General features: G+C 74.5%; 14 protein-coding genes. 7 read left to right on the top strand and 7 right to left on the bottom strand.

The features are described from left to right. Position 1: 1 nt before the first annotated feature. A complete protein-coding gene (locus D1648_RS11955) occupies positions 2-1,747 on the bottom strand; it encodes a phospho-sugar mutase (protein ID WP_122942125.1) in 1,746 nt (581 codons plus the stop codon). Beyond that, positions 1,744-2,634, bottom strand: coding sequence for a purine-nucleoside phosphorylase (locus D1648_RS11950; protein WP_122942123.1), 891 nt, complete (start codon positions 2,632-2,634; stop codon positions 1,744-1,746). Before D1648_RS11950 ends, D1648_RS11955 begins: the two co-directional genes overlap by 4 nt. Before the next feature lie 96 nt (positions 2,635-2,730). Here D1648_RS11950 and D1648_RS11945 point away from each other — a divergent pair, with 96 nt between their 5' ends. Further along, a complete protein-coding gene (locus tag D1648_RS11945; protein ID WP_241155477.1) occupies positions 2,731-4,197 on the top strand; it encodes an NAD(P)H-quinone dehydrogenase in 1,467 nt (488 codons plus the stop codon). Between the two features lie 210 nt (positions 4,198-4,407). On the opposite strand, the gene D1648_RS11940 is transcribed toward D1648_RS11945, so the two are convergent. From D1648_RS11940 to D1648_RS11920, 5 genes are read right to left on the bottom strand one after another with little or no spacing between them, the layout of a single operon-like run. Further along, a complete protein-coding gene (locus D1648_RS11940) occupies positions 4,408-6,186 on the bottom strand; it encodes a biotin carboxylase N-terminal domain-containing protein (RefSeq protein WP_122942120.1) in 1,779 nt (592 codons plus the stop codon). Between the two features lie 57 nt (positions 6,187-6,243). Beyond that, entirely contained in the window at positions 6,244-6,951 is a 708-nt protein-coding gene (locus D1648_RS11935; RefSeq protein ID WP_122942217.1) for a nucleoside triphosphate pyrophosphatase, read from the bottom strand. Between the two features lie 5 nt (positions 6,952-6,956). Further along, positions 6,957-8,642 carry a DUF885 domain-containing protein gene (locus D1648_RS11930; protein ID WP_122942118.1) on the bottom strand — a complete coding sequence of 562 codons (1,686 nt, stop codon included), beginning with the start codon at positions 8,640-8,642 and terminating at the stop codon, positions 6,957-6,959. Between the two features lie 32 nt (positions 8,643-8,674). Next, positions 8,675-8,938 (bottom strand): hypothetical protein, encoded by a 264-nt coding sequence (locus tag D1648_RS11925; protein ID WP_122942116.1) that lies wholly within the window; start codon positions 8,936-8,938, stop codon positions 8,675-8,677. Further along, positions 8,935-10,524: an acyl-CoA carboxylase subunit beta gene (locus D1648_RS11920; RefSeq protein WP_122942113.1), complete on the bottom strand. Its 1,590-nt coding sequence runs from the start codon at positions 10,522-10,524 to the stop codon at positions 8,935-8,937. Before D1648_RS11920 ends, D1648_RS11925 begins: the two co-directional genes overlap by 4 nt. Positions 10,525-10,746: 222 nt before the next feature. Here D1648_RS11920 and D1648_RS11915 point away from each other — a divergent pair, with 222 nt between their 5' ends. From D1648_RS11915 to purE, 6 genes are all read left to right on the top strand, one after another. Further along, positions 10,747-11,727, top strand: coding sequence for a biotin--[acetyl-CoA-carboxylase] ligase (locus D1648_RS11915; RefSeq protein ID WP_122942111.1), 981 nt, complete (start codon positions 10,747-10,749; stop codon positions 11,725-11,727). 8 nt (positions 11,728-11,735) lie between these two features. Next, positions 11,736-12,935 carry an adenylate/guanylate cyclase domain-containing protein gene (locus D1648_RS11910; RefSeq protein ID WP_122942215.1) on the top strand — a complete coding sequence of 400 codons (1,200 nt, stop codon included), beginning with the start codon at positions 11,736-11,738 and terminating at the stop codon, positions 12,933-12,935. Positions 12,936-12,957: 22 nt separating this feature from the next. Continuing rightward, a complete protein-coding gene (locus D1648_RS11905) occupies positions 12,958-13,653 on the top strand; it encodes a response regulator transcription factor (protein ID WP_122942213.1) in 696 nt (231 codons plus the stop codon). 3 nt (positions 13,654-13,656) lie between these two features. Continuing rightward, on the top strand, positions 13,657-15,102 hold the full coding sequence (locus tag D1648_RS11900; RefSeq protein WP_122942109.1) for an ATP-binding protein: 1,446 nt from the start codon (positions 13,657-13,659) through the stop codon (positions 15,100-15,102). A gap of 114 nt (positions 15,103-15,216) precedes the next feature. Continuing rightward, on the top strand, positions 15,217-16,365 hold the full coding sequence (locus D1648_RS11895) for a 5-(carboxyamino)imidazole ribonucleotide synthase (RefSeq protein WP_241155481.1): 1,149 nt from the start codon (positions 15,217-15,219) through the stop codon (positions 16,363-16,365). Next, the gene (purE, locus tag D1648_RS11890) at positions 16,362-16,886 is read left to right on the top strand and encodes a 5-(carboxyamino)imidazole ribonucleotide mutase (protein WP_122942104.1); all 525 of its coding nucleotides are present in this window, start codon (positions 16,362-16,364) and stop codon (positions 16,884-16,886) included. The genes D1648_RS11895 and purE overlap by 4 nt, the downstream gene beginning before the upstream one ends. The last annotated feature ends 60 nt before the right edge of the window (positions 16,887-16,946 follow it).

Raw genomic sequence — 16,946 nt, 5'->3', positions numbered from 1 at the left:
GTCAGGCGCCCGTGAGCGCGCTGCGCATGTCCTCGGTGATCCGCTCCAGGCGCTCGCCGGCCGTGCGGCGCACCGCGCCGAGCGCAGCCTCGTCGGCCCCTGCGGGGACCTCCTCGCGCACCTCGAGATAGCACTTGAGCTTGGGCTCCGTGCCGGAGGGACGCACGATCACGCGCGCGTCGTCGGCCGTGGCCAGCAGCACCCCGTCCGTCGGCGGGAGCCCGGTGGTCCCCACCGAGCCCTCGGCGAGATCCTGCACCGTGGTGACCTCGCTGCCTGCGAGGACCGCGGGCGGGGCCGAGCGCAGGCGCGCCATCATCACGTCCCGCTCCGAGAGCTCGGTGACCCGCAGCGAGAGCTGCGCGGTCGAGAACAGGCCGTGCTCGCGCGCGAGCTCGTCGAGCCGGCCGACGAGGGTGGTCCCCTCCGCGCGGGCCAGCGCCGCCATCTCGGCGACCATGAGCGCCGCGGAGAGGCCGTCCTTGTCGCGCACCACCTCGGGCAGCACGCAGTAGCCGATCGCCTCCTCGTAGCCGAAGGCGATCCCCGGCGCGCGGGCGATCCACTTGAAGCCCGTCAGCGTGGTCGCCGCCTCGAGCCCGGCCGCGCTCGCGATCCGGCCCAGCCAGCGGCTGGAGACCACCGAGTTCGCGAACGTCCCGGAGTACCCGTGGCGGCGGAGCAGGTGGTCGCCGATCAGCACGCCGAGCTCATCGCCGGTGAGCATCCGCCACTCGCCCAGATGCGGGTCGGCGACCGCGGCGGCGCAGCGGTCGGCGTCGGGGTCGTTGGCGATCACCACGTCGGCCTCGACGGTGCGGGCGAGCTCGAGGGCGAGGTCGATCGCGCCCGGCTCCTCCGGGTTCGGGAACGCGACGGTGGGGAAGTCCGGGTCGGGATCGGCCTGCTTCGCGACCGGGTGGACCTCCGCGAAGCCGGTGCGGTGCAGGGCCGCGAGCGCGGTCTCGGTGCCCACGCCGTGCATCGCGGTGTGCACGATCCGCACCTCCCGCGGCCCGGAGAGATCCGGCAGGGCACAGATCGCGTCGAGATAGTCCTCGCGCAGCTCCTCGCCCAGCAGCTCCCAGCCCTCGCTCGCCCGCGGGATCCCCCGCACGGGGCCGACGGCCGCGATGCGCGCGGCGATCTGCGCGTCCGAGGGCGGCACGATCTGCACGCCCTGCCCCGCGGGGTCCGCGGCGCGGCCGCCGAGGTAGACCTTGTAGCCGTTGTCGGCCGGCGGGTTGTGGGAGGCAGTGACGACGATCCCGGCGTCCGCCTCGAGGTGGCGGACGGCGAAGGCGATCAGCGGCGTGGGGCCGGGGCGCTTCAGCAGACGCACCCGGCAGCCGGCCGCGGTCATGATCTCGGCGGAGGTGCGGGCGAAGTCCTCCGAGCGGTGGCGGGCGTCGAAGCCGATCACCACCAGCGGCTCCTCGAGGCCGAGATCGCCGGTGAGGTGGTCGGCGAGGCCCCGGGCGGCTCGGGAGACGACGGCCAGGTTCATCCGGGCCGGTCCCGGCGCCATCCGGCCGCGCAGCCCGGCGGTGCCGAACTCGAGATCCCCGGCGAAGGCATCGCGCAGCTCCTCGAGCGCGGACTCGGCGCCCGCCTCGGCCTGCTCGAGCAGGCTCGTCAGGGCCGCGCGGGCGGCCGGGTCGGGGTCGTCGGCGATCCAGGCCGCGGCCCGCGCGCGCAGCACGTCCTCCAGCGGCGCGGGAGCGGGGTCGGCGGGCGCGGGGGTCATGCCTCGCCGCCCTCGGTGGCCTCGGCGCTCGCCGCAGCATCCGCCGCGCCGCCGTCCCCGGCCGCGGTGATGCGGCGCACCGTCTCGGCGAGCAGGCGCGAGATGCGCGGCCCCGCCTCGCGGCCCGCCTCGAGCACCTCCTCGTGGCTGAGCGCCTCCCCGGAGACGCCGGCGGCGAGGTTCGTGACCAGCGAGATGCCCAGCACGTCCAGGCCGGCCTCGCGTGCCGCGATCGCCTCGAGCGCGGTGGACATCCCCACCAGGTGCGCACCGATCACCTTCGCCATCTGCACCTCCGCCGGAGTCTCGTAGGTGGGGCCGGAGAACTGCATGTACACGCCCTCGTCCAGGGACGGGTCGACCTGCTTCGCGATCTTCCGCAGCGCCGGGGTGTACAGATCCGTGAGGTCGACGAAGTTCGCCCCCACCAGCGGGGTCGCGCCGGTGAAGTTGATCTGGTCGCGGATCAGCACCGGCGTGCCGGGCCGCCAGGACGGGTCGATGCCGCCGCAGCCGTTGGTCAGCACCAACGTGCGCGCCCCGGTCGCCGCGGCGGTGCGCACCCCGTGCACCACCGCGTCCACGCCCGCGCCCTCGTAGAAGTGGGTGCGGGCACCGAGCACGAGCGCCCGCGCCCCGGTGCCCTCGACGCGCACCGAGCGCAGCATCCCCACGTGCCCGGCGACCGCGGGCGGGCGGAACCCCGGGATCGAGGTCGCCTCGGCCTGCCACACGGTCTCGCCGAGCAGATCCGCGGCGCCCGCCCAGCCGGAGCCGAGCACGAGGGCGAGGTCATGGGACTCGACTCCGCTCGCCTCGGCGATCGCGGCGGCGGCGTCACGGACGAGCTGGTACGGAGCGGTCGTCGATGCGGTCGATGCAGTCATGGACCGAAGGTAGCGCAGCGAACCGCCCCGCGCAGGCCCGACGTGCGGCCTCGTGGAAACCGCCCCTGACGTCACAGGACTTGCCACAATGGCGGCGTGAGAGATCCCAGCACCGCCCTGCCGCCCGACCCGCGCCGCGTCCCCCGCAGCGGCGACGACGTGCAGGTGGTGATCATCGGCGGAGGACCCGGCGGTTACGAGGCCGCCCTCACCGCCGCCCGCCACGGCGCCCGCACCGTCCTGGTCGAGGAGCGCGGGCTGGGCGGCGCGGCCGTCCTGACCGACGTGGTGCCCAGCAAGACCCTCATCGCCACCGCCGAGGTGCTCGACCTCGTCGCCGGCTCCCGGGAGCTCGGGATCCGGGACGCCGACGACGGCGCCGCCCCCACCGCCGAGACCCTCGACGTCGACCTCGCCGCCGTCAACGCACGCGTGCGGCGGCTCGCCGAGGCGCAGTCCGAGGACATCCGCGCGAGCCTCGCCGAGGCCGGGGTCGAGCTCGTGGACGGCCGGGGCCGCCTCGACGGCGCGGACCGGGTCGAGGTGCTCGGCCCCGACGGGGAGGTGACGCGGCGGTGCGAGGCCGACGTCATCCTGCTCGCCGTCGGCGCCCGCCCCCGGGAGCTCGCCGACGCGCCCTGCGACGGCGAGCGGATCATGAACTGGACCCAGCTGTACGACCTCGAGGAGCTGCCCGAGCACCTGATCGTGGTCGGCTCGGGCGTGACCGGCGCCGAGTTCGCGAGCGCCTACCGCGCCCTCGGCAGCGAGGTCACCCTCGTCTCCTCGCGCGAGAAGGTGCTGCCCGGCACCGACGCCGACGCCGCCGACGTGCTCGAGGACGCCTTCGCGCGGCGCGGCGTCACGGTCCGCTCCCGTTCCCGCGCCGCCTCCGCCCGCCGCACGGCCGACGGGGTGGTCGTCACCCTCACCTCCGGCGAGGAGATCACCGGCAGCCACGCCCTCATGGCCCTCGGTGGGATCCCGAGGACGACGGGCCTGGGACTGGAGAGTGCCGGGGTGCGGGTCCGGGAGAGCGGGCACATCGAGACCGACCGCGTCTCGCGCACCTCGGTGCGGGGCATCTACGCGGCCGGGGACTGCACCGGGGTGTACCCGCTCGCCTCGGTCGCGGCGATGCAGGGCAGGATCGCGATGCACCACGCGCTGGGAGATGCGGTCTCGCCGCTCATCGCTGCGCAGGTCTCCTCCGCGATCTTCACCAGCCCCGAGATCGCGGTGGTGGGCGTGAGCGAGGCCGAGGTCGCCTCCGGCCAGGTGCGCGCCGAGGTGCTCGTGCTGGGCCTGGAGACGAATCCGCGGGCGAAGATGCAGGGCCTGGACGAGGGCTTCGTGAAGCTGATCGTGCGTCCCGACTCCCACACGGTGCTCGGCGCCGTCGTGGTCGCCCCGCGGGCGAGCGAGCTGATCCTGCCGTACACCCTCGCCGTCGCCCACCGGCTCACCGCCGAGCAGGTCGCGGGGACCTTCACGATCTATCCCTCGCTCACCGGCTCCCTCGCCGAGGTCGCCCGGCAGCAGGTGCTCGCCCGCGAGAGCTGAGCGCCCCGCGGGCCGGGCCGGCGGCGACAGCGCGGCCGGCCGGGCGTGGCTGCGGGTGCGGGGCGTGGCCGGCCCGGCAAGGGGTCGGACGCGGGCGTGGTCAGGTACTGGCGCAGGGCGTCCCGGTACGCCTATATCGTCGTAGAGGGACGCCAGGCGCCAGCACCTGACCATGCCGGCGCGGAACAGCCGGGTCGGCCTCCCGTGGGATCAGTCCTCGATCGAGCAGAGCACCGCGCCGGCGGAGACGGTCGCCCCGATCTCGGCGTCCAGGCCCTTGACCACGCCCGAGCGGGGCGCGGTGATCGGCTGCTCCATCTTCATCGCCTCGAGCACCACGAGCACGTCGCCGTCGGCGACCGTCTGGCCCTCCTCGGCGACGACCTTCACGATGGTGCCCTGCATGGGCGCGGCGACGCTGTTGCCGCCGGCCGCGGCGCCGCCCCCGGAGCCGTGCTGGCGCTTGCGGGGCTGACGCACCGCGGCCTGCGGGGCGCGCAGCGAGGCGGGCAGGCTGATCTCCACGCGGCGGCCGTCGACCTCGACCACGACGGCCTCGCGGTCCTCGGGCTCCTCGGGCTGCGCGGGCAGCGGGGCGGCGGGCAGCTCGCCGGTGAACTCGGTCTCGATCCACGTGGTGTGCACCGAGAAGGGCTCCTCGGCGTCCTTCGGGGTGAAGGCCGGGTCCTCCATCACGGTCCGGTGGAAGGGGAGCACCGTCGGGATGCCCTCGATGCGGAACTCCGCGAGCGCCCGACGGGAGCGCTCGATCGCCTCCTGGCGCGTCGCGCCGGTGACGACGAGCTTGGCGAGCATCGAGTCGAAGGCGCCGGAGACCTCGTCCCCGGAGCGCACCCCGCTCTCGACGCGGACGCCCGGACCGGACGGCGCCTCGAAGCGCTGGATCCGGCCGGGGGAGGGCATGAAGCCGCGGCCCGGGTCCTCGCCGTTGATGCGGAACTCGAAGGAGTGGCCGCGCACCGCCGGGTCCTCGTCGGCGATGTGCTCGCCGGCGGCGATCCGCAGCTGCTCGCGCACCAGGTCCACCCCGGCGACCTCCTCTGTCACGGGGTGCTCGACCTGCAGGCGCGTGTTCACCTCGAGGAAGGAGATGGTGCCGTCCTTGCCCACGAGGAACTCGCAGGTGCCGGCGCCCACGTAGCCGGCCTCGCGCAGGATCGCCTTCGAGGAGGAGACCAGCTGCGCGTTCTGCTGCGCGGTGAGGAAGGGGGCGGGAGCCTCCTCCACGAGCTTCTGGTGGCGCCGCTGCAGCGAGCAGTCGCGGGTGGAGACGACCTGCACGTTGCCGTGCATGTCGGCCAGGCACTGGGTCTCCACGTGCCGGGGGGAGTCCAGGAACTGCTCGACGAAGCACTCGCCGCGGCCGAAGGCGGCCACCGCCTCGCGCACCGCGGAGTCGAACAGCTCGCGCACCTCCGACTCCTCGCGGGCGACCTTCAGGCCGCGTCCGCCGCCGCCGAAGGCGGCCTTGATCGCGATCGGCAGGCCGTGCTCGCGGGCGAAGTCCACGACCTCGTCGGAGTTCCTGACCGGGTCCTTGGTGCCGGCGACCAGCGGGGCCCCGGCCTTCTGCGCGATGTGGCGGGCGGAGACCTTGTCGCCGAGCTGCTCGATCGCCGAGGGCGGCGGGCCGATCCAGGTCAGGCCCGCGTCGATCACGGCCTGGGCGAAGTCGGCGCGCTCGGAGAGGAAGCCGTAGCCGGGGTGGATCGCGTCGGCGCCGGAGCGGTGCGCGATGTCGAGGATCTTGTCGACGACGAGATAGGAGCTCGCGGCGGTGGTCCCGCCGAGGGCGTAGGCCTCGTCGGCGATCACGGTGTGCAGCGCGTCACGATCCGGGTCGGCGTAGACCGCGATCGAACGCAGCCCGGCGTCCTTGCAGGCCCGGGCGACGCGCACCGCGATCTCCCCACGGTTGGCGATGAGCACCGTGGACAGCGGGCGGGGCTTGGCGGGGCGAGGGGCCATGGGGGGAGGTCTTCCTTCCGGGAGGTCAGCAGGGGCCGAGTCTAGTACCGCGAGAGGTCAGAGGGCGCCAGGCCCGGCCGGGACCCACAGCTCGTGGATCGCGAGGCCGATCTCCCCGAGCATCCGGCGCAGCAGCGGCAGGGACAGCCCCACCACGGCGTGCGGGTCCCCCTGGACGGAGTCGACGAACGGCCCGCCGCGGCCGTCGATGGTGAAGCCGCCGGCGACGCCGAGCGGCTCGCCGGTGGCGACATAGGCGTCGATCTCCGCGTCGGAGAGCTCCGCGAAGGTCAGCGCGCAGGACGCGCTCGCCCCGAAGGTCGCGCCGGTGCCGCCGTCCTCCGGATCCCGGTCGTCCACGACCCAGTGCCCGGAGTGCAGCACGCCGGTGCGGCCGCGCATCGCCCGCCAGCGCGCCGCGGCGCGGGCCGGCTCATGGGGCTTGCCGATCACCTCGCCGTCCAGCTCGAGCATCGAGTCGCAGCCCAGCACCACGTAGCCGCCCTCGCTGCGGGCGGTGGCCGCCGTCGCCTTCTCGCGGGCCAGCAGCAGCACCTCCTCCGCCGGGGCGAGCGGGGCGTCCCCCGCCGCCTCGCGAGCCGCGGCGAGGATCCCGTCCTCGTCGAGGTCGACCGGCATCGTCGTGTGCTCGATGCCGGCCGCCGCGAGGGTCGCGCGGCGCCCGGCCGAGGCCGAGGCGAGCAGCAGCAGCGGCTCGTGCTCCTCGAGCCCGGCTCCCGCCGGGTCGGCCGACGGGTCGTGCACGGCGGTCACAGCGCCCCCTCCAGCACGGACAGCGGCAGGCTGCCCAGCTCCAGGGCGCGGCGGTGGAAGTCCCGCACGGCGGCGGGGGAGGAGTCGGCCGCGGTCGCCCGCGCGCGCAGCTGCTCCCAGGTGCGCTGGCCGAGCTTGTAGGAGGGGGCCTGCCCGGGCCAGCCCAGATAGCGGTGCAGCTCGAAGCGGCGCTCCGCCTCCTCCACGCCCCAGTTCTGGGTCATGAACTCCCAGGCGGTGCGCTCGTCCCAGGCGCCTCCGTCGGCCCCCGGCAGGCCGCCGGGCATGGGCAGGCCCAGGTGCAGGCCGATGTCGAGCACCACGCGGCCGGCCCGGAGCCGCTGCGCGTCGAGCATCCCGAGCCGGTCGCCGTCGTCCTCCAGATAGCCCAGCTGCTCCATGAGCCGCTCCGCGTACAGCGCCCAGCCCTCGCCGTGGCCGGAGACCCAGCACAGCATCGCGCGCCAGCGGTTCAGGGACTCGGCCTGCAGGGTCTGGATGCCCACCTGCAGGTGATGGCCGGGCACGCCCTCGTGGTAGACGGTCGTCGTCTGCTCCCAGGTGCGGAACTCCTCGGTGCCCTCGGGCACGTCCCACCACATCCGGCCCGGCCGGGAGAGGTCCTCGCTGGGTCCCGTGTAGTAGATGCCGCCCGAGCCGGTGCGGGCGATGCGGCACTCGAGCCGGTGCAGCGGCGCGGGGATGTCGAAGTGGGTGCCCGCGAGGTCCGAGATCGCGGTGTCGGAGAGGTCCTGCATCCAGGCCTGCAGCGCGTCGGTGCCGTGCAGGAGGCGGGCCGGGTCGGCGCTGAGCGCGGCCTTCGCAGCGGCGACCGAGCTGCCGCCGCCGGTGCCATAGCGCTCGTTCAGTCGGGCGGCCACCTGCTCCTGCTCGGCGATGATGTCTCGCAGCTCCTCGATGCCCCAGGCGTAGGTCTCCTCGAGGTCGATCTCGGCGCCCAGGAAGGTGCGGGAGGCGAGCTGGTAGGCCTCGCGGCCCACCGCGTCCGCGGTGGGGGCCTGCGGGATCAGGGACTCGAGCACCTCGGCGATCTCGCGATAGGCGCTGCGCGCCGCCTCGGCGCCCTCACGCACCCGGCGCTGCTGCGCGGCGTCGCCGAGGGCCTCGTCCGCGAAGGTGTCGAAGAAGCCGCCGTCGGCCGCGTAGCCGCGGGCCTGGGCGGCGCCGAGCTCGAGCTGGCGGCGCGCGGCGACGGTGCCGGCCGCCGCGGCCTCGCGCAGAGACTCGGCCCAGGTGCCGAGCGCGCGGGGGAAGCCCGCCATCCGCTCGGCGAGCACCTCCCAGTCCTCGGCGGTCTCGGTGGGCATCTGGTCCAGCACGTCCCGGGACTGCAGGACGGAGGCGAGGTTGTTGACCGCGGCGATGTCGAGGTGCTGCGCGTCGCGCTCGAGCTCGAGGCCGAGACGCTCCTGGAGCGCGGCGCGGGTGACGGCGTCGACCTCATCCTCGTCGGGGACCTCGGAGATCGCGGTGAGCAGCTCGCGGGCCAGGCCCGTGCGCTCCGCCTGCGCGGCGGGGGAGTGGTCGGTCACCTCGGCGTCGTGCCCGGGGATCCCGAGCGAGGTCGCGAGGAAGGGATCCTTCGCGGTGAGGTCCTCGACGTACTGGTTCGCGAGGGCGTCCAGCGCGGACGGGACGCGGGCAGGGGTCTGGGAGGGCATGCCCGGCAGTCTAGGGTGCGCGCCCCGGCCGTTCAGCGGTCCGCGTACAACCAGCACGAGCTCGAGGGATGCAGCCGCTCCCGGTGGGCGCCGCCGTGGGTGTGCACCGGCGAGGTCCAGGCGCTCCCGCCCAGCCTGCCCTCGGCCAGGGCGCGTTCCTCCGCCTCGAGGCGGCTGGTCACGCTCATGGCCGAGACGACCACCGCGATCGCGGCGAGCTCGTCGGTCGCGAGCCGGCCGGCGACCAGGCGCACGTCGGCGGCCTGCACGGCGGGGGAGGATCCTGCGGCGCTCACAGCGGGATGTTCCCGTGCTTCTTGGCGGGCAGGGAGTCGCGCTTGGTGCGCAGCGCGCGCAGCGCCCGCGCCACCTGCACGCGGGTCTCGGAGGGCTCGATGACCCCGTCGATCCAGCCGCGCTCGGCGGCCGCGTAGGGGGTGGCGAACTGCTCCTCGAACTCGGCCTGCAGGCGCGTGCGCTCGGCCTCGACGTCGCCGCCGGACTCCTCGACCGTCCGCAGGGTCTGGCGGTGGAGGATGTTCACCGCGCCCTGGGCGCCCATCACCGCGATCTGGGCGGTGGGCCAGGCGAGGTTGATGTCCGCGCCGAGGTCCTTCGAGCCCATGACGATGTAGGCCCCGCCGTAGGCCTTGCGGGTGATCACGGTGACCAGCGGGACGGTCGCCTCCGCATAGGCGTACAGCAGCTTCGCGCCGCGGCGGATGATGCCGCCGTACTCCTGGTCCGTGCCGGGCAGGAACCCGGGCGTGTCCACGAGGGTGAGGACGGGGATGTTGTTCGCATCGCACAGGCGCACGAACCTCGCCGCCTTCTCGGAGGCGTCGATGTCGAGCGTGCCGGCGAAGTGGGAGGGCTGGTTGGCGATGATGCCGACGCTGCTGCCCTCGATGCGGCCGAAGCCCACCAGGATGTTCTGCGCGAAGCCGGGCTGGAGCTCGAGCAGCTCGCCGTCGTCGAGGATCGTGCGCAGCACGGCGCCCATGTCGTAGGGCTGGTTGGGGGAGTCCGGGACGAGGCCGTCCAGCGCGCGGTCCTCCGCCGTGGTCTGGTCCTCGCTGCGCACCGGATAGCTGGGCGCGGGGCTGAGCGTGTTGGCCGGCAGATAGGACAGCAGGTCCTTGACGTACTCGATCGCCTCGGACTCGTCGGCGGCCATGTAGTGGGCCACGCCCGAGCGGGTCGAATGGGTGCGCGCCCCGCCGAGCTCCTCGAAGCCGACGTTCTCCCCGGTCACCGTGCGGATCACGTCCGGTCCGGTGATGAACATGTGCGAGGTCTTCTCGACCATGACCACCACGTCGGTCAGCGCCGGGGAGTACACGGCCCCGCCTGCGGCCGGGCCCATGATGAGGGAGATCTGGGGGATCACGCCGGAGGCGCGGGTGTTGCGCCGCATGATCCCGGCGAACATCGCCAGCGAGGCCACGCCCTCCTGGATGCGGGCGCCGCCGCCGTCGAGGATGCCGATGATCGGCACACCGGTGGACAGCGCGAGGTCCTGGATCTTCTGGATCTTCCGGCCGTGCGCCTCGCCGAGCGAGCCGCCCATGACGGTGAAGTCCTGGGAGTACACGCACACCTGGCGGCCGTCGATCGTGCCGTAGCCGGTGACGATGCCGTCGCCCGCCGGGCGCTTGCGCTCGAGGCCGAAGGCGTGGGACTGATGGGTGACGAAGCGGTCGGTCTCCACGAAGGAGCCGTCGTCCAGCAGGTCCTCGATGCGCTCCCGTGCGGTGCCCTTGCCGCGGGCGTGCTGCTTCTGGACGGCGAGGTCGGCGGCGGCGGAGACCGCCGCGGCATCCCGCTCGCGCAGGTCCTCGAGTCGCTGAGCGGTGGTGAGCGGCCGCGGGGCGTCGGTCACGGGACCTCCTGCGACGGCCTGCGCGGCCGTCCGAGTACGGGGAGAACGAACACGGGGATACTACGCTACGCAGGCCCGGCACCGACCGACCCCGGCCCGGGCGCGGAGCACGGCGTGGACGGCACGCCCACCGCGCTCCCAGGAACGTTGCAGTGGCGAGCGTGAGGATGGAGCGATCCGTCACGCCGGGCCCGCCCGCCGGGCAGTCAGGAGGAGCAGCACATGGACGAGAGCTCGCCCTTCGGTGCACCCGGCGACGGGGCGGGCCGCGCGGTCCGCGGCGGGCCCGCGCCGCGGCTGCATCGCCTCGGCGCCGTCCCCTCGACCCAGGACGAGGCCGCGGCCCGGCTGCGCGCCGGGGAGCGCCCGCCCTTCGCGGTGACCGCCACCCGGCAGGACGCCGGCCGCGGCCGGCTGGGCCGCGCCTTCGCGAGCCCCGAGGGGGAGAGCCTCGCCCTCACCTATGTGCACCGCACGGCGCTGGACCCGGCACGCCGCGGCTGGTTCCCCCTCGCCGCCGGCCTCGCCGCGGTCCGCGCCCTCGACCGCGTCGTGCCCGCGGCCGGGCAGGAGCGCGGGACGCCGGTCGGGCTGAAGTGGCCCAACGACCTCCACACCCCCGACGGGCGCAAGCTCGGCGGGATCCTCGCCGAGGCGCGCGGGCAGGACGCCCTGCTGCTCGGCATCGGGGTGAACCTGCACGGCCCCGTCCGCTCCGCCGACGGCGCGGCCGTGCCGGGCGCCGCCTGGCTGCGAGGGCCGGGCGGGCTGCGCCCCGGGGCGGAGCCGGCCGACGGCGCGCCGCTGCGCGAGGCGCTCGAGGAGGCGCTGGTCGACGCGCTCGCCGAGGAGCTCGCGGCGCTCGAGTCCGCCCAGGGAGACGGTGGCGCGGCGGGCACCCGCGACCGCTACACTATGACCTGCCTCACACTCGGGCGTGCGGTGCGGGTCGATCCCCTCGGCGGGGCGGCCGGGGGCGGGGACGCCGCCTCCGCCCTGCGCGGCACGGCTCGGGGCATCGACGGGCACGGACGTCTCGTGCTCGATCTCGTGGAAGGGGGAGGGATGGTCGCCGTCGACGTCGGGGACGTGAGGCATCTGCGGCCCGACGCGCCGCCGTCCGGCGGCCAGGCCGCATCCGTCCGCCACGGGGCGCATCAGGAGCAGGAGAGCAGCATGGAGAAGCGAGGGCCCGCACGGTGACCGACGGGATGGACCAGTTCCAGGAGGACGGGACGCGCCAGGACGCCGACCCCGACCGCGAGACACGGCTCCCCACAGGGGGGATCGACGTGGTCCCGACGCAGACCCAGGAGCTGCCGGACCTCTCCGCGGGTGACGCCGAGCTCACCTCCCTCGACGAGCAGGAGATCCTCGACCTCAACCGTCGCTTCGCCTCGGTGCGCCGCAGCGTCGGCGCGCTCGAGAAGGTTCTGCTGCAGGGGCCGCGCCGCTGGTCCCGCCGCGACCTGGCCGAGGAGCACGGCATCGCCGAGCGGCTCGCCTCCGTGTACTGGCGCTCCCTCGGCTTCACCCCCGTGGACGAGGACACCGTCGTGTTCACCGACGAGGACGCCCAGGCCGTCGGCGACCTCGCCGCGATCGTCGAGGACGGGGTCCTGTCCGAGCGCGCCTTCGCGAGCATCTCGCGCGGGATGGGCTTCCACATGGGCCGCCTGGCCATGTGGATCACCGAGGCCCTCGTGGACGAGGCCAAGCACACCGACGGGCTCGACGACGCCCGCGCCCGCCAGCAGATGCTCGAGGAGATCCCCGAGCTGCTCGAGACCCTCGAGTCGCAGGTGATGTTCACCTTCCGGCGGCAGCTGGCCGCCTACGCCGCGCGCGCCGGCAGCGAGGTGCTGCACCGCGACACCGACGAGCTGTTCCCGCTGCAGCGGGCCGTCGGCTTCGCGGACCTGGTGCAGTTCACCCGCCTCGCCCAGGACCTGCCCGGCACCGCGCTCGCGGACATGGTGGGGCGCTTCGAGTCCCTCAGCCGCGACATCATCTCCGTCGGCGGCGGGCGCGTGGTCAAGACCGTCGGCGACGAGATCATGTTCCTGGCCGACACCCCCGAGGACGGCGCGCAGATCGCGGTGAGCCTCGCCGAGACGATCACCGCCGACAGGGACCTGCCCCCGGTGCGGGTCGGGCTCTCCTGGGGCTCGATGTTCTCCCGCTACGGGGACGTGTTCGGCCCCACCGTCAACCTCGCCGCGCGGATGGAGTCCGTCGCCCGTCCCGGCGCGGTGCTCGTCGACGCGGACACCGCCGCCGCGGTCGCCCAGGCGCTGCCGGGCGGCTTCGCCCTCGGGGAGGGCGAGGAGGTGGAGCTGCACGGCATCGGGACCGTCGAGGTGCGGGAGATGGGACGCGACGCCTCGACGCCCCTGGACCTCGGCCTGTGAGGCGGGACGTACTATGGCTGACGTGACACGACTGCTTCTCGTCGAGGACGACTCGGCCATCGCTGAACCGCTCTCCCGGGCCCTGGACCGGGAGGGATACACCGTCACGCGCGCCTCCCGCGGGATGGACGCGCTCGGGATCGCCGCCGGGCCGGACCCGATCGACCTGGTCATCCTGGATCTGGGGCTGCCCGACCTGGACGGCCTCGAGGTCGCGCGACGCCTGCGCAAGGGTGGCCTCGAGTCCCCGATCCTGATCCTCACCGCCCGGGCCGACGAGGTCGACGCGGTGGTGGGGCTCGACGCCGGGGCCGACGATTACGTCACCAAGCCCTTCCGGCTCGGCGAGCTGCAGGCCCGCATCCGCGCGCTCATGCGGCGCTCCCAGTCCACCGAGGAGAGCGGCGACAGCTTCGACGTCAACGGCGTCACCCTCGACGTCGCCGCCCGCCGCGCCTACGCCGACGGGGAGGAGCTGAGCCTCTCCGCGAAGGAGTACGACCTCCTGACGGTGCTGGTGCGCGAGTCCGGCAGCGTGGTCACCCGCGACGACCTCATGCGCGAGGTGTGGGGCGCGGAATGGTGGGGCTCGACCAAGACCCTCGACATGCACATCTCGTGGCTGCGCCGCAAGCTGGGTGACGACGCCACGGACCCCCGGCGGATCACCACGGTGAGGGGAGTCGGCTTCCGCTTCGAGACCGGCGCGGAGAGCTGACCAGTGCGGCAGCGCGTGCTGCAGGCCACCATCATCACGGTGACCCTCGTCGTGCTGATGCTCGGCATCCCGCTGGGGATCTCGTGGCTGAAGCTGACCGAGCAGAATCTCGTCAACCAGTCCCGCGGCATCCTGGACCAGGTGCGGATCGACACCGAGTCCCGCCTCCAGGAGGACCGCGAGATCGACGAGGCGCTCCTGCAGCGTCGTGTCGACGAGCAGACGGACCTGCACATCGCCGTGACGGTCGTCCACGAGAACACGACGATCACGGCCGGGGACCCGCCCGGCGACGACCCCTTGAAGACCAGCACCTCCGGGGCCTCCGGGCAGCTGATCACGGTGTTCATCCCCCAGTCCGACGTGCGCGCCCACTCCGCGAGCGCATGGGTGCTGATCACCGTGGCCGGCCTGGCCGCGCTCTCGATCGGGGTGTCCGTCGCGCTGTGGCAGGCCCAGCGGATCTCCCTGCCGCTCTCGCGGCTCTCGAGGCGGGCCGAGGAGATGGGCTCGGGCCGTGCCCGCGGCCCCTGGCAGCCCTCCGGCATCGCGGAGATCGATGAGGTCGCGATCGAGCTCTCCCGCTCCGGGGCGATGCTCAACGAGCGCCTGGAGGCGGAGAGCCGCCTCGCCTCCGATGCCTCCCACCAGCTGCGCACACCCCTGACCGCGCTCTCGATGCGCCTGGACGAGATCCTCGCGACCAGCACCGAGGAATGGGTGCGGGACGAGGCGCGGATCTCGCTCGAGCAGATCGACCGCCTCACCGAGGTGGTCCACGACCTCATCAACGCTCCCCGCTCGTCGCAGCGCCGCACCCCGGGGGTCGTCGAGCTGCGCACCGTGCTGACCCAGCAGAGCGAGGAGTGGTCCCCGGCCTATCGCCGCGCCGGCCGCGAGCTGAGCATCCAGGTGCCGCGCAGCGCCGCCGTGTGGGGGTCCAACGGCCCGCTCACCCAGGTCGTCGCGACCCTCATCGAGAACGCCCTGGTCCACGGCGACGGGCGCACCTCCGTCAAGGTGCGCCGCAACGACCACTCCACCGTCGTGGAGGTCACCGACGAGGGCGGCGGCATCGATCCCGAGCTCGGCGCGCGCATCTTCGAGCGCTCCGTCTCCGGCCGCTCCTCGGGCGGCACCGGCGTGGGGCTGGCGCTGGCCCGCACCCTCGTCGAGGACGACGGCGGCCGGCTCGAGCTGCTCACGGAGACGCCCGCGAAGTTCGGGGTGTTCCTCATCTCCGCCCCCGGGGAGGAGAGCGGGGCCGAGGAGGAGGTGGAGCTCGCTGCGGAGCGGCGCGAGGAGCGCGTCGGCCGACGCACGCGCGGCCAGCGCGCGGACATGACCCCCAGCGGCGTCTCGGGCGGCCGTGCCGCCGCCGGCGGGGACGACCTCGACTCGCTGCCGCAGGGGTCCGTGGTGCGGCGCCGCCCGCGCTCCCGCTCCTGACCTCGGTACACTGCCGCCGTGCCAGAGACCAGATCATGCCCGGATCCGACCGACGCGCCCGAGGGCGCCCTCGTCCGCAGGATCGGGGTGGTGGGCGCGGGCCAGCTGGCCCGCATGATGCTCGGCCCCGCGATCGAGCTGGGCCTCGAGCTGGAGGTGCTCGCCACCGATCCGGCCGAGAGCGCCGCCGCCGTCGCCGCCCGGGTGAGGCTCGGACGCCACGACGACGAGACCGCCGTGCGCGGGCTCGCCGAGGAGGTGGACGTCCTCACCTTCGACCACGAGCACGTGCCCACGGCGATCCTCGAGGGGATCGGGCGGGACGCCCTCGCCGCTGTCCGGCCCGGGCCGGGAGCGCTCGTGCACGCCCAGGACAAGCTCGTCATGCGCGAGCGACTCACGGCCCTCGGCCATCCCTGCCCGCGCTGGTGGCGGATCGACTCCGCCGCCGCCCTCGAGGACGCGCTCGGCGAGGCGGGCGGGCGCCTCGTGGTCAAGACCCCGCGCGGGGGCTACGACGCGCACGGCGTGCGGATCGTCGAGACCGCCGCCGAGGCCGATGACTGGCTCGGCGAGCACGGCGAGCTGCTCGCCGAGGAGCTCGTGCCCTTCACCCGCGAGCTCTCCGCCCAGGTCGCGCGCCGCCCCGGGGGAGAGGCGCGGGCCTATCCCGTGGTGCAGTCGCTGCAGAAGGACGGCGTCTGCTACGAGATCGTCGCCCCCGCACCGGGCCTGGACGACGCCGACCAGCGACGGATCCAGGACCTCGCCCTCGCGATCGCCGAGGACCTCGGCGTCACCGGCATGCTCGCCGTGGAGCTGTTCGAGACCGCCGACGGCCGCGTGCTCGTCAACGAGCTCGCCATGCGCCCCCACAACACCGGTCACTGGTCGATGGACGGCGCGGTCACCGGCCAGTTCGAGCAGCACCTGCGCGCCGCCGCGGACCTGCCGCTGGGGGCGACGACGCCGCTCGCCCCCGTCGCCGTGATGGTGAACCTGCTCGGCGGGACCGCGCAGGACCTCGCCCCCGGCACCGCCGCAGCCCTCGCCCAGGAGCCCGGGCTGAAGGTGCACCTGTACGGGAAATCGGTGCGCCCCGGCCGCAAGATCGGCCACGTCACCCTCCTCGGGGACGATGCCGAGGATCTCCTCGCCCGCGCCCACCGCGCCGAGCACCTCATCATCGACGGCCCGGGCGCCGCCCCGGGCGCCGAGCCCGACGCCCCCGACACCCCCACCGCCGACGGAGAGCACCGATGACCGCAGAGCAGACCGCGCCCCGCCCCCTCGTGGGGATCGTGATGGGCTCCGACTCCGACCACCCCGTCATGCAGGCCGCCGAGGAGGCCCTCGCCGAGTTCGGCATCGAGACCGAGGTCGACGTCGTCTCCGCCCACCGCATGCCCGAGGACATGGTCGCCTGGGGCCGCGGCGCGGCCCAGCGCGGCCTGCGCGTGGTGATCGCCGGCGCCGGCGGTGCCGCGCACCTGCCCGGCATGCTCGCCTCCCTCACCCCGCTGCCCGTGATCGGGGTCCCGGTGCCGCTGAAGCACCTCGACGGCATGGACTCGCTGCTGTCCATCGTGCAGATGCCCGCCGGGGTGCCCGTCGCGACGGTCTCCATCGGCGGGGCCCGCAACGCCGGGCTGCTGGCCGCACGGATCCTCGCCGCCGGCTCCGACGAGCACGCCGCGCAGCTGCGCGAGAGGATGGTCGCCTTCCAGGGGGAGCTGCGCGAGATCGCCCGCCGCAAGGGCGAGACGCTGCGCGCCTCCCGCTGAACCGCCGTCGCCGAGCGCCCCTGCAGGATCGACGGGGACCGGCGCGGTATCGTCGAGGCC

The sequence above is a fragment of the Brachybacterium sp. EE-P12 genome (assembly GCF_003711805.1).
GTDB lineage: Bacteria > Actinomycetota > Actinomycetes > Actinomycetales > Dermabacteraceae > Brachybacterium.
The sequence above is the reverse complement of the archived record's forward strand: the minus strand, read 5'-3'. Positions and strand labels throughout refer to the sequence as shown.

Excerpts from the sequence above, each read along its gene's own strand:
- D1648_RS11955 (WP_122942125.1), bottom strand. The coding sequence starts at position 1,747 with ATGACCCCCGCGCCCGCCGACCCCGCTCCCGCGCCGCTGGAGGACGTG.
- D1648_RS11950 (WP_122942123.1), bottom strand. The coding sequence starts at position 2,634 with ATGACTGCATCGACCGCATCGACGACCGCTCCGTACCAGCTCGTCCGT.
- D1648_RS11940 (WP_122942120.1), bottom strand. The coding sequence starts at position 6,186 with ATGGCCCCTCGCCCCGCCAAGCCCCGCCCGCTGTCCACGGTGCTCATC.
- D1648_RS11930 (WP_122942118.1), bottom strand. The coding sequence starts at position 8,642 with ATGCCCTCCCAGACCCCTGCCCGCGTCCCGTCCGCGCTGGACGCCCTC.
- D1648_RS11915 (WP_122942111.1), top strand. The coding sequence starts at position 10,747 with ATGGACGAGAGCTCGCCCTTCGGTGCACCCGGCGACGGGGCGGGCCGC.
- D1648_RS11910 (WP_122942215.1), top strand. The coding sequence starts at position 11,736 with ATGGACCAGTTCCAGGAGGACGGGACGCGCCAGGACGCCGACCCCGAC.
- D1648_RS11895 (WP_241155481.1), top strand. The coding sequence starts at position 15,217 with ATGATGCTCGGCCCCGCGATCGAGCTGGGCCTCGAGCTGGAGGTGCTC.
- purE (WP_122942104.1), top strand. The coding sequence starts at position 16,362 with ATGACCGCAGAGCAGACCGCGCCCCGCCCCCTCGTGGGGATCGTGATG.